Annotated in this window: 13 protein-coding genes; 4 read left to right on the top strand and 9 right to left on the bottom strand. The window is 42.5% G+C overall.

The genetic code is table 11. The annotated features are described in order from the left end of the window. Positions 1-66: 66 nt before the first annotated feature. The 5 genes from FAY33_RS12735 to FAY33_RS12715 all read right to left on the bottom strand — a co-directional run bounded on the left by FAY33_RS12735 (position 67) and on the right by FAY33_RS12715 (position 4,976). Entirely contained in the window at positions 67-1,479 is a 1,413-nt protein-coding gene (locus FAY33_RS12735; RefSeq protein WP_143321601.1) for an oxaloacetate decarboxylase subunit alpha, read from the bottom strand. A 21-nt stretch (positions 1,480-1,500) separates the two neighbouring features. Then, complete coding sequence (locus FAY33_RS12730; protein ID WP_143321600.1) at positions 1,501-1,905, bottom strand: biotin/lipoyl-containing protein; 405 nt, start codon at positions 1,903-1,905, stop codon at positions 1,501-1,503. A gap of 17 nt (positions 1,906-1,922) precedes the next feature. Next, on the bottom strand, positions 1,923-2,678 hold the full coding sequence (locus FAY33_RS12725) for an OadG family transporter subunit (RefSeq protein WP_143321599.1): 756 nt from the start codon (positions 2,676-2,678) through the stop codon (positions 1,923-1,925). A gap of 17 nt (positions 2,679-2,695) precedes the next feature. Further along, complete coding sequence (locus tag FAY33_RS12720) at positions 2,696-4,150, bottom strand: carboxyl transferase domain-containing protein (RefSeq protein WP_143321598.1); 1,455 nt, start codon at positions 4,148-4,150, stop codon at positions 2,696-2,698. Positions 4,151-4,418: 268 nt separating this feature from the next. Next, on the bottom strand, positions 4,419-4,976 hold the full coding sequence (locus FAY33_RS12715; RefSeq protein WP_143321597.1) for a hypothetical protein: 558 nt from the start codon (positions 4,974-4,976) through the stop codon (positions 4,419-4,421). 217 nt (positions 4,977-5,193) lie between these two features. Here FAY33_RS12715 and FAY33_RS12710 point away from each other — a divergent pair, with 217 nt between their 5' ends. Continuing rightward, positions 5,194-6,783 carry a potassium/proton antiporter gene (locus FAY33_RS12710; protein ID WP_143321596.1) on the top strand — a complete coding sequence of 530 codons (1,590 nt, stop codon included), beginning with the start codon at positions 5,194-5,196 and terminating at the stop codon, positions 6,781-6,783. Between the two features lie 49 nt (positions 6,784-6,832). Here FAY33_RS12710 and FAY33_RS12705 read toward each other — a convergent pair whose 3' ends face one another. Next, a complete protein-coding gene (locus tag FAY33_RS12705) occupies positions 6,833-7,672 on the bottom strand; it encodes a tyrosine-protein phosphatase (protein WP_185967611.1) in 840 nt (279 codons plus the stop codon). A 59-nt stretch (positions 7,673-7,731) separates the two neighbouring features. Next, complete coding sequence (locus tag FAY33_RS12700; protein ID WP_143321594.1) at positions 7,732-9,048, bottom strand: D-alanyl-D-alanine carboxypeptidase family protein; 1,317 nt, start codon at positions 9,046-9,048, stop codon at positions 7,732-7,734. 109 nt (positions 9,049-9,157) lie between these two features. Here FAY33_RS12700 and FAY33_RS12695 point away from each other — a divergent pair, with 109 nt between their 5' ends. Next, positions 9,158-10,396: a DNA polymerase IV gene (locus FAY33_RS12695; RefSeq protein WP_143321593.1), complete on the top strand. Its 1,239-nt coding sequence runs from the start codon at positions 9,158-9,160 to the stop codon at positions 10,394-10,396. A 16-nt stretch (positions 10,397-10,412) separates the two neighbouring features. Here FAY33_RS12695 and FAY33_RS12690 read toward each other — a convergent pair whose 3' ends face one another. Continuing rightward, on the bottom strand, positions 10,413-11,288 hold the full coding sequence (locus FAY33_RS12690; RefSeq protein ID WP_143321592.1) for a YitT family protein: 876 nt from the start codon (positions 11,286-11,288) through the stop codon (positions 10,413-10,415). Between the two features lie 54 nt (positions 11,289-11,342). Next, on the bottom strand, positions 11,343-11,612 hold the full coding sequence (locus tag FAY33_RS12685; protein ID WP_143321591.1) for a U-box domain-containing protein 56: 270 nt from the start codon (positions 11,610-11,612) through the stop codon (positions 11,343-11,345). Positions 11,613-11,698: 86 nt separating this feature from the next. On the opposite strand from FAY33_RS12685, the gene FAY33_RS12680 reads away from it, so the two are divergent. Continuing rightward, positions 11,699-12,619, top strand: a complete 921-nt coding sequence (locus FAY33_RS12680; protein ID WP_143321590.1) for an RluA family pseudouridine synthase — start codon at positions 11,699-11,701, stop codon at positions 12,617-12,619. 75 nt (positions 12,620-12,694) lie between these two features. Beyond that, positions 12,695-13,255 carry a hypothetical protein gene (locus FAY33_RS12675; RefSeq protein WP_143321589.1) on the top strand — a complete coding sequence of 187 codons (561 nt, stop codon included), beginning with the start codon at positions 12,695-12,697 and terminating at the stop codon, positions 13,253-13,255. Positions 13,256-13,306: the final 51 nt, after the last annotated feature.

Raw genomic sequence — 13,306 nt, 5'->3', positions numbered from 1 at the left:
GGAATTATTTGTAAGAAAATCTTTCGCATTTAAAAAGCCTCCCAATATCGGGAGGCAAAAGTCCGGTTATACCGGGTATACTTTATTATCTTTATCTGCAATATTTGAATCCACACCTGTCTGCTGCGCTGCCCTGTATTCAAAAAATTCTTTTGCAACAGCAGGAAACAGTGCATAAGACAATACATCTTCATCCTGTTGTTTCCACTGTGCACATTCTTTTTCAAATCCTGGAAGCTGAGGAGCAATATTATCTGCTGGACGGCAGGTAATGGGAACTTCATCACCGATGATTTTTTTCTGAATTTCTGCGTTAAAGGGTTTTACTGTCTGCCCAAATTCTCCTAAGAACATCTTCTTGGTTTCCTTGGTCACCATCTTATACCGTTCACCGCTGATTACATTAAGAACCGCCTGGGTTCCAACAATCTGGGAAGATGGTGTAACAAGAGGTGCTTCTCCAAGATCTTTTCTGACTCTTGGAATCTCCTGAAGAACTTCCATGTATTTGTCTTCCTGACCTGCTTCTTTTAACTGATTCACCAGATTGGAAAGCATTCCTCCAGGTACCTGATACTGAAGTGTTTTAATATCAACACCAAGTACTTTGGGATTTAAAAGACCGCTCTTTAATGCTTCCTCACGGATTGGCTGTAAGTAAGAACAGATCTCAGCCAGAAGGTGCTGATCAAATCCTGTGTCATATGGAGTTCCCCTGAATGTTTCAACCATCACCTCGGTAGCCGGCTGACTGGTACCCAGTGCCAGAGGAGACATCGCCGTATCAATGATATCACAGCCTGCTTCTACCGCCTTTAAATAAGTCATGGAAGCAACACCAGACGTATAATGGGTATGAACATCAATAGGAAGCTTTGTGGATTCCTTTAAAGCGCTTATGAGTTCTTCCGCTTTATAAGGTGTTAAAAGTCCTGCCATATCCTTTACGCAAATGGAGGAAGCTCCCATACCTTCGATTCTCTTTGCAATATCCTTCCAGTAATCAAGGGTATATGCGTCACCAAGAGTATAACTTAATGCAACCTGTGCATGACCCTTTTCCTTGTTGCATGCACTTACAGCCGTCTCCAGATTGCGGATATCATTCAAACAGTCAAAAATCCGGATGATATCAATTCCATTGGCAAGGGACTTCTGGACAAAATATTCAACCACGTCATCGGCATAATGATTATAACCTAAGATATTCTGTCCACGGAAAAGCATCTGCAGCTTCGTATTCTTAAATCCATCTTTTAATTTCCGAAGTCTCATCCAGGGATCTTCTTTTAAAAAACGGAGACATGCGTCAAACGTTGCTCCGCCCCAGCATTCCACTGCATGATAACCAACCTGATCCATCTTTTCCACAATCGGAAGCATCTGTTCAGTTGTCATTCTTGTAGCAATCAGAGACTGATGAGCATCACGAAGAGCTGTCTCAACAATCCTGACCGGCTTTTTCTCTATTACTGCCATTGTCTTACCTCCTGATCATTGTTATTCATTCAATGTGGCTAATGTAGCACCTGAATCTACAGACTCACCCGATGATACATGAATGCTTGCTACGGTTCCATCAGAAGGTGCTACAATCTCATTCTCCATCTTCATAGCTTCAAGAACAACCAGTACATCTCCCTTTTTCACAGACTGTCCTGCACTTACCTTAACGCTTAAAATCTTTCCTGGCATGGGAGCTGCCACAGTTACGGAACCTTGTGTGCCAGAAGGTGCTGCTGCCTTTTGAACCGGTGCTGCCGGAACAGGTGCAGGTGCTGCTGCAGGTACCGGTGCTGCTGCCCTTGGTGCCGCTGCGGCTCTTGGTGCTGATGCCTGGGAAGTTCCTTCCTCTACGGTTACGTCATAAACATTGCCATTCACTGTAATTGTATAATTCTTCATAATGAAAATCCTCCTGATTATTTAGCATTTTTCCATCTGCCTGCCGGCGCACGTCTGATTGAACGAACTACAAGACTGCCTGGTGAACTTCCTGTACTTGCCGCAATCGCTGCTGTAATAACTGCAACCAGCTCCAGATCATCAACAAGCTCAGCCGTCTCACCAACCGTTTCCACACCTGATTCCATTAATGGCGCTGCACCAGCAGTTTCATCATTTTCTTTGCCGGAACCAGTCTCTGGTCTGCTGTTATATTTACGGAATCCAACAATCACAATCACGAGAACGATGGCACCCACTGCCAGCCAGCCATATAAATCTTCCTGACTGTTTCCCGCTCTTTCCGGTTCAAAGGTTACACTCAATAACTTTGTAATTCCAGGATCCGTTGTGATGGTGAAATTCAAATTTTTATTTTCAAATACAGCCTCTAATGTTGCACTGTACCCTTCCGGCACTGCTTTTACTTCTGCCCTTTCTTCTATGGAAACCAGTTCTCCCAGTTCCTGTCTTATGCTCTGCCAGGTATCGGTTGCCGGGATAAGAGGGGCATAACTTTCAATGTTTTCCAACTGTGCCTTAAACTGTTCTGCTTCACTGTCCTTTAAATCCACAAACGCCTGTAAAAAAGGCTGAGGAAGCTGCTCAAGCCTCACCTTTACACTGTCATCAATTTCTGTAGGAACGGTGTCAGCTTTACTGTTTATGGGAAAGGAAAAGAGACAGACTGCCATGGCAAGTCCCAACACTACTCGTTTTAAATTCAGTTTCATATTTCCGTCACCTCATTCTAAATCGTGCCATGTTTCTTTGCGGGACGATCCTCATTTTTCGTAAATAACATCTCAAATGCAGCGATCACTCTGGCTCTTGTCTCGCTGGCATCAATGATATCATCGACATACCCTCTCTTTGCTGCTGAAACTGCACTGGACTGGAGCTTTTTATAGCTCTCTGCCTTCTCACTGATGAGAGCCTTTCCATCTTCCGATTTTGCAATCTCATCGGCATATATAATCTTTGAAGCTTCCTCTGCATCCATCATGCCGATAGAGGCATTCTGCCAGGCATATACCATATCAGAACCAATGGATTTACTGTTCATGGTTAAATATGCGGTTCCAAAAGCTTCACCAATTACGACTGTAACCTTTGGAACGGTTGCATTGGCAAAGGCATAGGTCAGTTTTGCTGCCGCTTTTCCAATCCGCTTTTCAGAACACATGGTTGTCTCATATCCCTTCGTATGAACAAGGGTGAGAACCGGAATGTCAAAAGCATTGCAGAAATTCACAAATTCTGCCGCCTTCTCACAGCCTCGTGCTGTTAAAAGAGGCTCGTATGAAGCTGTTTTAATCCCACTCTCATTATAAGCTTCTGTTCTGTTGGCAACACAGCCTATGGTCGCTCCGTTTAAACGGATAAATCCAGTAACCATGGAAGGTGCATAATCTTTCTTTGTCTCCAGAAAAAACTGGTCATCGGAAATCATGGTAAGAGCGATTGCCGTATCTCCCACATAATTGGACAAATCAGAACAGATTCTGTTTAAATCATCTTTACACTCCGTATAAGAAAGATCATCCTGATTGTTAGAGGGAAGAATGGAAATAAGAGTTCTGATCTTAGATAAAAGTTCTTCTCCCTCTCCGGTAAAGTCCACCATACCTGCTTCTTTGCTCTGGAATTCAGCGGAAGCAGTATTGCACTTTTCCGTATAATTTTCATGGATTGCATTCGGAGAATTAACAAACAGTTTTCCGCTCCTGCTTTCCATTAAAGTGAAATCTGCCATTGCTGCTGAAACCGCCATTCCGCCGCCGCAGGCTCCAAATACTGCGGTAATCTGCGGAATCACACCGGAAGCCAGAGTCTGACTCATATAAATCTCGCCAAAACCATTCAAAGCATCGGTTGCCTCCTGGAGCCTTAATCCTGCACAATCAACCAGGCCGATTACAGGTGCACCTGTTTTCATCGCCATATTGTAAAGTTTTGTGATCTTTTTTGCGTGCATCTCTCCTACAGAACCGCCAAGAACTGACGCATCCTGGCTGTATACATAAACAAGACAGCCCTCAATTGTACCATAGCCAGTAACAACACCGTCAGCCGGAGTCTCCTTTGATGGCATATTAAAATCTGTGCTTCTTGCTGTTACACAGGCGCCAACTTCAACAAAACTGTTCTCATCAAGCAAAGCATGTATCCGATTGCTTGCTGATGTTTGTGTTGAATTACTCATTTTGCAATCCTCCATTTTGTAATAAATATATAATTTCACCTGCATCTATCAGGAAAATTATAGAAAACACTCAGATTCTTCCTTGTAATTGTATAATTAAATATGACGAATTACAAGCTGTTTTTAGCAAAAAAAGAACAGGAATCTATTTGTTTTTCACAATGATAGACTCCTATTCTTTCCATAAATAAGCATTTTGATGTAACTCTTGGATATATACGTCGATTTGTATAGTTTTTTGTATTATTTTTATAAATAATTCACATAGCTATTCTTTAATTTCTGTTATTCCCATGGTTCCATCGGTCTTAACCTGGTAGATAATTCTTGATTCTCCTTCTCCCAGGACAATTCCTGCGGGAGAGATCTCTAACATCCCAGTGTCTACATTGGCGACTGCAACCATCAGGTCATCTCCAAAAACCATATCCGGGTTCTGCTTTGTTAAATCATCTCTTTTTTCAAGAATAATCTTTTCCTGATCTCCGGTTATAAATACACATGGGTAAAACAGTAAGTCTGCTAATGTATCCAGATTCCGGTCAGAAACTGCCTCCTGGATTTTCTCTGCAAATGCCTCTGCTTTTTTATCCGGTTCCTGACTTTCACTGCTCTCCATTGCGCCCGGTCCTTCCTCACCCACCATTACCTGTAAGGTCTCTTCTTCTGTCTGGACGGCTACAGTTTCTCTTTGTGTTGTCTCCTCCGTGATTGTTTCTGTTGGAGTACTCTCGGAATCTGCTGCTCCTTTTCCACTGCAGCCGACCAAGAAAACCATGACAACCAGCGCGGCTAGACAAATGCAACTGATTCTTTTTCTGTTCATTCCTGGTTCCTCCCTGCGTCCATTCATTGCTTCGGGCACAGTATAGCACTTAAAAAGACGACAAGTCAATAGAGTTTCTAAAACCGTAAACCTTAGACTGCAATCTGTAAGATTCTGTAAATTCTTTCGTTCTGCCTATTCCTTTTAATTTCTACTTTTATTCTTGTGGAATTATGTGATATACTTATTTCTGATATTGATATCAAGGAGGAAATTCATGGAAATCTATCTAATCGTAGCGGCTGTCATCTGTATTCTCTGCATTCTTGCCAGCAACTTATCTTACCGGATCGGCGTTCCGTCATTGCTGCTCTTTATCTTACTTGGCATGATGTTTGGAACAGACGGAATCTTTCGAATCAACTTTTCTGACTATGCCCTTTCCGAAACCATCTGCTCCGTTGCTCTCATTTTCATCATGTTCTATGGGGGATTTGGTACCAACTGGCATGAAGCGAAACCAGTGGCAGTCAAATCTATCATTTTATCCAGTGCAGGTGTAATTCTCACCGCAGTTATTACCGGTCTTTTCTGTTATTTCGTATTGAAGACTTCTCTGCTCGAGGGACTTCTCATCGGTTCTATTTTAAGTTCTACCGATGCAGCAAGCGTCTTTTCCATATTAAGGGTTAAAAAACTGAATCTGGTCAATGGTATGGCTTCTGTTCTTGAGGTGGAAAGCGGAAGCAACGATCCGGTTTCCTATATGCTGACCATCATTGTTCTCGGTATCATGAACGGAAAAACTTCTGCCGCTTCTATTGGAATCATTTTTGGCGAAGAAGTTTTATTCGGACTGATTTTTGGTGCACTGGCTGGTGCTGCAGGCTACTTTATTTTCCGGATCAAACAGTTTCGTTCCAGAGAAATGCTTCCGATTCTGGGCATGTCCATCGCCCTTTTGACCTTTGGTCTTTCCAATTCCGTAGGAGGAAATGGTTTTTTAAGCGTATACATAGCAGGAATTATAATTGGAAACAGTAAAATCCATTATAAAGCAGAAATGGTTCACTTTTTTGACGGAATAACGGGTATGATGCAGATCGTACTGTTCTTCCTTCTCGGACTCTTATGTTTCCCTTCCAGAATTGTTCCTGTCATTTTACCCTCCATCGGCATCTGGGCATTTATGCTGTTCATCGCAAGACCCATTGTGGTAGGTATTATCCTCACTCCATTTAAGGTTCCTTTCCGACAGCAGCTTTTAATCTCCTGGGCAGGTCTTAGAGGGGCTGTTTCTATCGTCTTTGCCATACTTGCCGTATTAAACCCCACAGTCCTGGAACTGGATATATTCCATATTGTTTTCTGTGTCTGCCTCCTCTCCGTATCCATTCAAGGATCTCTGCTCCCCTGGATGGCAAAAAAGTTAAACGTCATTGGAGCAACGGATAACATCTTTAAAACCTTTAACGATTACAGCGAAGATCCGTCTATCCATTTAACAGAGATCCGGCTGCCCCAGGATCATCCCTGGATTAACCATACCTTAAAAGATATTGTATTTCCAAATGGAATGATGGCGGTCATGATTTTACGGGATGGAAAGACCCTCATTCCCAGAGGAGATACTATGATTCTGGCGGAAGATTCTGTCATCTTAAACAGTCCGGAATACACAGACAATAAGATGAAGCTTCGGGAAGTACAGATCGGACCGTACCACCCCTGGATCAATCACAAAATCAGCGATCTGACTCTGCCAGAAGATACTTTAATCTTTCTGGTTCAGCGTGCCGGAAGTTCCCTGATCCCAGACGGTCAGACCTGTCTAAAAGATGGGGATTGTCTCATTTTAAACGCTTAAAAAAATCCCTGAACCGTCATTTCACAGTTCAGGGATTTTTAATATTGTTTCAGATCTGAGCAGTTAAGTACTTCTGCTTTAATTTTTCCCGTTTCTCATGGGTAAGACCAATCCGCTTTTCCAGATACTCCTCTACTGTTCCAAATGTCTTTTCTATTGCGGAAAAAGCATGGAGAATATAGTCCTCTGATACGGTCAGCAGAACACGGACACAATGAGCCAGTTCCTGGTCTTTTGTCTCCTGTTCGGCATAGGAAGCGATTTTCTGCGCTCCCTCCATCACATAAGTATTGGTTTCTGTAAAATTATCCACAACGATTCTACGCTCTACAGATAAAGCGGATAAGAGCAAGGCTGTTCCAATCCCGACCCGGTCCTTTCCCGCACTGCAATGCCAAAGCACTGCCCGCTCATCTGCTTCCAGCAGATGGTCGAAAAAACGTCCATACTGACTGGCTGCATACTGGCTTAACACAAGGTTTTCATATAGTTTGTTTATGTATTGGTGAGGCTTTCCTGACAGAGACGCAGCATGATTGATAATTCCCTGAAACTCATGTCTTCCTTCCCCCTCTTCAAAGGTGATTCCAACAGTTTCTTCATCAAGAATGGGATTAAATATATTGACAACGCCTGGAATTACAGGGTCCGGTTTCTGTTTCCGTTCTGCCTCTGTTCTAAAATCAATGACAGTCCCAAGCCCAAAGCCATCAGCCAGGATCTCTATATCCCGTTTCGTTGCTTCATACAGGGTTCCGCTCCTGATCAGCTTTTTAGGAAGAATCATTTTTCCTTCTGTGGTTCTGATTCCACCCAGATCCCGTGTATTGGGAAGTTTTTCTAAAAAGATTCGCCCCATGCTGCAATTCAACTGTTCTCTCATCTTCATGTATTCCTCCTGTTCAATCTGCACAAATTCTGTCTGCTTCATTATATCATACAGTCTCTCTATAAGAAAGGAATAACAGAATTAAGCCCTGGAAGGGTCAGATACTGATCTAGAATATTCTTCACATACCAGGAAGCAGTCAGACGGTCCACACCTTCCATCAAATGGACCGGATATGCCTTTAACACGTCTCCATTGAGACGGTATACAACAGAGCCGATTGTCTGCCCCTTTGATACGGGTGCCTTTAACTCTTTGGGAAGTTCCACCTCTACCGTTACTTTCTCATCCTCTGCCAGAAGAATTTTTAAGTTCTTATCCTCAGAATCCAGAATCCCACAGGAAACAAACACCGGATCTTCCAGCCTGCCAGAAGGCGGAACCCCATTCTTAATTAAAATATCCTGAAAATTGGTTTCCTGAAACACATCTTTATAATGGAAGCGATCCAGCCCGTATTGAAACAGTTTTCTTGCATCAGACCATTTATAAGTCTTGTGGGGAGGCCAGCCGCACCCCAGTAAAGCAATGGTATAAACTCTTCCCTCATCTTTTAATGCGCCTACATAAGAATACCCTGCCCCTCCGGTAAATCCGGTTTTACCGGAAAATGCCCCATTCATGGAATGCAGCAACGCATTATGATTGTTGCAGCTAAAGGACCTTTTCCTTTCCAGATCCTGAAAATAATAACTTTGTGTCCCGGTTATCTCTAAAAATTCCTCTTTCTTTGGGGACTGCCCAATACAGTAATTCATAATTTTGGCAAGATCTGCTGCTGTGGTGGAATGTTCTTTCACCTGTCCATCTTTTTCTTCCTTGGCATCTAACCCGTTGGGAGTAATAAAATAGGTGTTATTGCAGCCTAAATCTTTGGCTTTCTGATTCATAAGCTCCGCAAATTCCTCCATGCTCCCTCCAACATGTTCCGCAATCATCATTGCCGCATCATTATGGGATTCCAGCATCAGGCTGTAAAGCAGATCTTTCAGTGTAAATGTCTCTCCTTTATAAACACCAAGATGAACTTTTGGCTGCGATGCCGCCTTTTGACTGGCTGTTACCGTATCAGAAAGATTTCCATATTCCAGAGCTACGATGCAGGTCATAATCTTTGTGGTACTGGCCATTGGCCGGACCAGATCTTCATTCTTTCCATATAAGATGCGGCCGGTCGAGGCATCCATTAGGACCGCTGACTGAGCATAAAGATTTAATTCATCCTTTGTCTGGACCGGTTTTTCTTTCTTTTTCTCTTCTACAGTTACTTTCCCATTGACAGTCTCTCGCTCTGACAGCCTGTATACCCCTATTCCTGCCACAAAAAACAGGACGAATACAGCAGCTAACAGAAATCTTTTTGTGACGTGCCTCATGAAAGAGCCTCCCGCTTGACTTTATTTTATCCTATTCCATTGTTTTTTCAATTATTCCCTTTACTTTCCGAACATATTTTCGGTATAATAAAAGAGAAAGGAGAATATCATGGAATCTCAACGACTGATTTTTCATATTGATGTAAATTCTGCATTTTTAAGCTGGGAATCCGTAGCCCGGCTGGAGCAGGACCCTGACGCTCTGGATCTGCGCACCATTCCTTCTGCAGTAGGCGGCGATGCTTCCTCCAGACACGGAATTGTCCTTGCCAAGTCAACGCCGGCAAAAAAATACGGAATTTCCACTGGAGAACCCATTGCCCATGCCTTAAAGAAATGTCCCAACCTCACTGTTGTGCCTGCCCATTTCCAGATATATCTGGAGAAATCCAGGCAGCTTATGAACCTGTTATCCAAATACACCCCTGATATTGAAAAATTCAGTATTGATGAAGCTTTTCTGGATATGACCTCTACCATTCATCTTTTTGGCACTCCCCTCACGGTTGCCAACCAGATCAGAGAAGAAGTCTTAAACCAGCTTGGTTTTACAGTCAATATCGGAATTGCGCCTAATAAACTGCTGGCAAAGATGGCATCTGACTTTAAAAAGCCCAATCTCTGTCACACACTATTTTCCCATGAAGTTCCGCAAAAGATGTGGCCCCTTCCCATAAGGGAATTATTTTTTGTAGGTCATTCTGCCGAAAAAAAGCTGCAGAGCATTGGAATCCACACAATTGGTGAACTGGCTGCCTGCAACGCCAATCATTTAAAGCATCTGTTAGGGGAAAAATATGCGTTGCTGATACATGATTATGCCTGTGGCATTGATCATTCTCCAGTGGAAGAACGGGAACCAGTGAATAAAGGTTATGGCAACAGCACCACCTTATCCAGAGATGTGGATGACTACGATGTCGCCTGTCAGGTTCTCCTTTCCCTATGTGAAACTGTAGGAGCAAGACTACGCCACGACAAGGTTCAGTGTGACTGTGTGTCTGTGGAGATCAAGGACTGGGATTTTCACACTCAGTCCCATCAGATGACCCTGAACAGTCCTACGGATTCCACCACAGTTCTTTACGACAATGCCTGCTCCTTATTAAAAGAATTCTGGGATAAGACTCCTTTACGTCTCATAGGAGTCAGAACTACAAAGATTACAGAAGATGGGTATAGCCAGTTAAACCTTTTTGAATCAGAACAATCCAAAAAAATGAAAGAGATGGAAAAAGCAGTCGATCATATCCGGAACAAATTCGGAACGGACAGTGTAATGAGAGCCAGCTTTTTAAAGAGGGATACGATTGTCGATCATGTAAGCGGAAAAGAAAAACATCTGTGAATGATTGAGCCTTATCTTACTGTTCTCCTAATCCTTTGAACCCTTCCCCGTACACTTCATTGGAATCTGTAATAATCAGGAATGCCTGCTTATCCACTTCATGAATTGCCCGCTTAATGGGAACCACCTGGCTGTTATTGCATGCGCACATGACAATTCTTTTCTCATTCAGAGAATAGGAACCTTCTCCTTTTAAAAAGGTACAGCCTCTTTTTGTGGTTCTTTCAATTCTCAGTGCCACTTCCCGCTCATGATCTGTTACTACAAAAACAAGTTTTCCAGAACCAAGACCGTACATGATCTTATCAATAACCATGGTGGTCACTATGGTGGATAACAGACCTAAAATAACTGCATCAATGTTACGAAATACCAGACCACCGGCTAAGATGACAATTGCATCAATGACCAGCGAGATCTGACCGATGGTATAGTGGGGAACCTGTTTGCGGATTGCCATAACAAGGAAATCAGTTCCCCCGGTGGAACAATTCCTCAGATAGACAAGGGTCAGTCCCAGCCCAGAGAGTATTCCGGTACAGGCTGACGCATACAACGGATTCCCATGGTAGACAGGAAAATACGGAACAACATAATCCAGCACCAGTGCAAAAATCAACATGCTTTTCATGGAACGGAGCAGAAAACTTCTGCCAAGGACTTTATAGCTGACTAAAATTACTGGAATATTTAAGACAATGCTGGTAATTCCCATGGGCAAGCCAAAGAGATACCTCAAAATCAAGGCAATTCCCGATATTCCCACCGGAGCAAATTCTGCATTTACCGCAAAGTTATAGATTCCTATATTAAATAATAATGCACCTGCCAGATCACAGAGAATATCCATGAAGATTTCTTTTGGCAGGCGCTCCTTCTTTATTGATCCCATAAAGTGTGCGCCCCCGTTTCTGCTGTCTGAATAAATTGTTTCTCAATGGATTATTTATAGAAGATAATCATTGATCTCAAATTCTTTTTTCGCAACCTTTACCCGTTTGATGAATACCGTTACTTCTTCCTCTTCTTCGGAACAGATCCCAGTTACCTCAACTGCTGTCTTTCCATAGGATTCCTTTAAACTGATTTCTTTATCCATAATATTCTTATCTGCCAGCGCTTCTGCCAAATCAAGCAGAACTTCTTCCACATCTTCTTCGATCCGGTTCTTTTCAAATTCTTTTTCTAACGCCTCATACATATCTTGATTGAACATCCTGCATGTCCTCCTTTTTTCTATTTACTAATTATAACCTATGGTTCCATCTTGTCAATCCTGTGGCATCGTGATAGAATCCCTTTATGAAAACAACAATGACATACCGCATAACGGAAGAACAGCAAAATATAACGGTGGAACAATACCTGTTGTCAAAAGGATATTCCCAAAGTCTGATCAGGCATTTAAGAAATACAGAAAATGGAATAACCATAGATCAAAAACTGGTATATACCACTCATAAACTGATTCCGGAAGAAACTCTCACAGTTCTTCTGGTTGATGAAGAATCCTCCAGACACATTACACCAACGCCCATGGCTTTGGATATTGTATACGAGGATCAGCATCTCATGGTGGTGAATAAAGAAGCTGATGTTCCGATTCATCCATCTCAGGGAAACCATTCCCACACACTTGCCAACGGAATTGCCCACTATTTTAAGGAAAAAGGAGACTCGTTTGTTTACCGTGCCATCAACAGGCTGGACCGGGATACTACAGGGCTTTTGATCCTGGCGAAAAATCCGCTGAGTGCCTGTATTTTATCCAATATGGTTAAACACAGGCAAATCCAGAGAAGATATCTCGCCATCGTCTGCGGAAATCTGCCTGAGAGCGGAATCATTGATAATCCTATCAAACGAGTGGATGATTCCACCATTGAACGATGCGTATCACCGTCTGGAGAGCGGGCAGTTACGCATTATAAAAAGTTGTTCTATGACCCTGTAACCGATCACTCCCTGGCAGGTCTGGAACTGGAAACCGGAAGAACCCATCAGATCAGAGTGCATTTAAACTCCATCGGTCACCCTCTTCCAGGAGATTTCCTCTATCATCCGGATTACCGCTATATAAAAAGACAGGCGCTCCATTCTTTTCGCCTGAATTTCATTCACCCCATTGAACAAATTCCGCTTTTCTTTGAGGCTCCTCTTCCAAAAGATATGCAGTTTCTTAAAATCGGGTCTGATCACTTATCATTTCCGTTAAATTTTTAGGGAAATGAAGATTTTAAGTGTAATTTTGTGCTGGAATTGACAGAATAGTAAGAGATAAACTCCTGGAGGTCTTTTATGTTCTTATCAACCATTACTGCTTATTTCATCATTCCAGTGTATACCATATTATTTGCATGGGGAACAAACTGGTTTACCATGAATTTTTCCGTTCTCGGCAATTTACCCAGCCGTAAGAATTTCTTCCTGCTGTGGGGAATTATTGTAGGCGCCTATTTTTATTATATTTTAAAACAGATTATATTCATCTTGCCAAGGAATAAGAAAGAGAAAGCCTTAAGCCTTCTTTCCATCTTCTTTCTGGCATTTGGTGTCTTAACCCCTTACCTGCCTGATTCCCAGCCATTTTCTTCCGTCCTTCATGTTATGCTTTCTTTTATGGCATCCATCTCGCTGCTGATCTGCCTTTACATGATTATGTGGAAATTATACTGTATGAATAAAACGGCTTACCGCTCTTACCTTATCTGTCTGTCAGGAATTACTGTGTTATCCGCATTCCTCTTAATTCTTTCAGGAATCGTAAGCACGGCACTGGAGATCTTCTTTGTCTTATCCTGTAACATGCTTCTCCATAAACTTTACAATAAATTGTATTCTCCAAAGCTGATTTATTGATACAGACACGCCCTGCCATACCGGCAAAATCAAAACCGGGACCTGCCATAA

It is taken from the genome of Clostridium sp. HBUAS56010, from assembly GCF_007115105.1.
Taxonomy (GTDB): domain Bacteria; phylum Bacillota; class Clostridia; order Lachnospirales; family Lachnospiraceae; genus Lacrimispora.
The sequence above is the reverse complement of the archived record's forward strand: the minus strand, read 5'-3'. Positions and strand labels throughout refer to the sequence as shown.

Bases quoted from the DNA above. Each gene is read 5' to 3' on its own strand.
- FAY33_RS12705 (WP_185967611.1), bottom strand. From the start codon at position 7,672: ATGAAGATGAGAGAACAGTTGAATTGCAGCATGGGGCGAATCTTTTTA.
- FAY33_RS12690 (WP_143321592.1), bottom strand. From the start codon at position 11,288: ATGGGATCAATAAAGAAGGAGCGCCTGCCAAAAGAAATCTTCATGGAT.
- FAY33_RS12675 (WP_143321589.1), top strand. From the start codon at position 12,695: ATGTTCTTATCAACCATTACTGCTTATTTCATCATTCCAGTGTATACC.
- FAY33_RS12725 (WP_143321599.1), bottom strand. From the start codon at position 2,678: ATGAAACTGAATTTAAAACGAGTAGTGTTGGGACTTGCCATGGCAGTC.
- FAY33_RS12695 (WP_143321593.1), top strand. From the start codon at position 9,158: ATGGAATCTCAACGACTGATTTTTCATATTGATGTAAATTCTGCATTT.
- FAY33_RS12715 (WP_143321597.1), bottom strand. From the start codon at position 4,976: ATGAACAGAAAAAGAATCAGTTGCATTTGTCTAGCCGCGCTGGTTGTC.
- FAY33_RS12700 (WP_143321594.1), bottom strand. From the start codon at position 9,048: ATGAGGCACGTCACAAAAAGATTTCTGTTAGCTGCTGTATTCGTCCTG.
- FAY33_RS12730 (WP_143321600.1), bottom strand. From the start codon at position 1,905: ATGAAGAATTATACAATTACAGTGAATGGCAATGTTTATGACGTAACC.
- FAY33_RS12710 (WP_143321596.1), top strand. From the start codon at position 5,194: ATGGAAATCTATCTAATCGTAGCGGCTGTCATCTGTATTCTCTGCATT.
- FAY33_RS12685 (WP_143321591.1), bottom strand. From the start codon at position 11,612: ATGTTCAATCAAGATATGTATGAGGCGTTAGAAAAAGAATTTGAAAAG.
- FAY33_RS12680 (WP_143321590.1), top strand. From the start codon at position 11,699: ATGAAAACAACAATGACATACCGCATAACGGAAGAACAGCAAAATATA.
- FAY33_RS12735 (WP_143321601.1), bottom strand. From the start codon at position 1,479: ATGGCAGTAATAGAGAAAAAGCCGGTCAGGATTGTTGAGACAGCTCTT.
- FAY33_RS12720 (WP_143321598.1), bottom strand. From the start codon at position 4,150: ATGAGTAATTCAACACAAACATCAGCAAGCAATCGGATACATGCTTTG.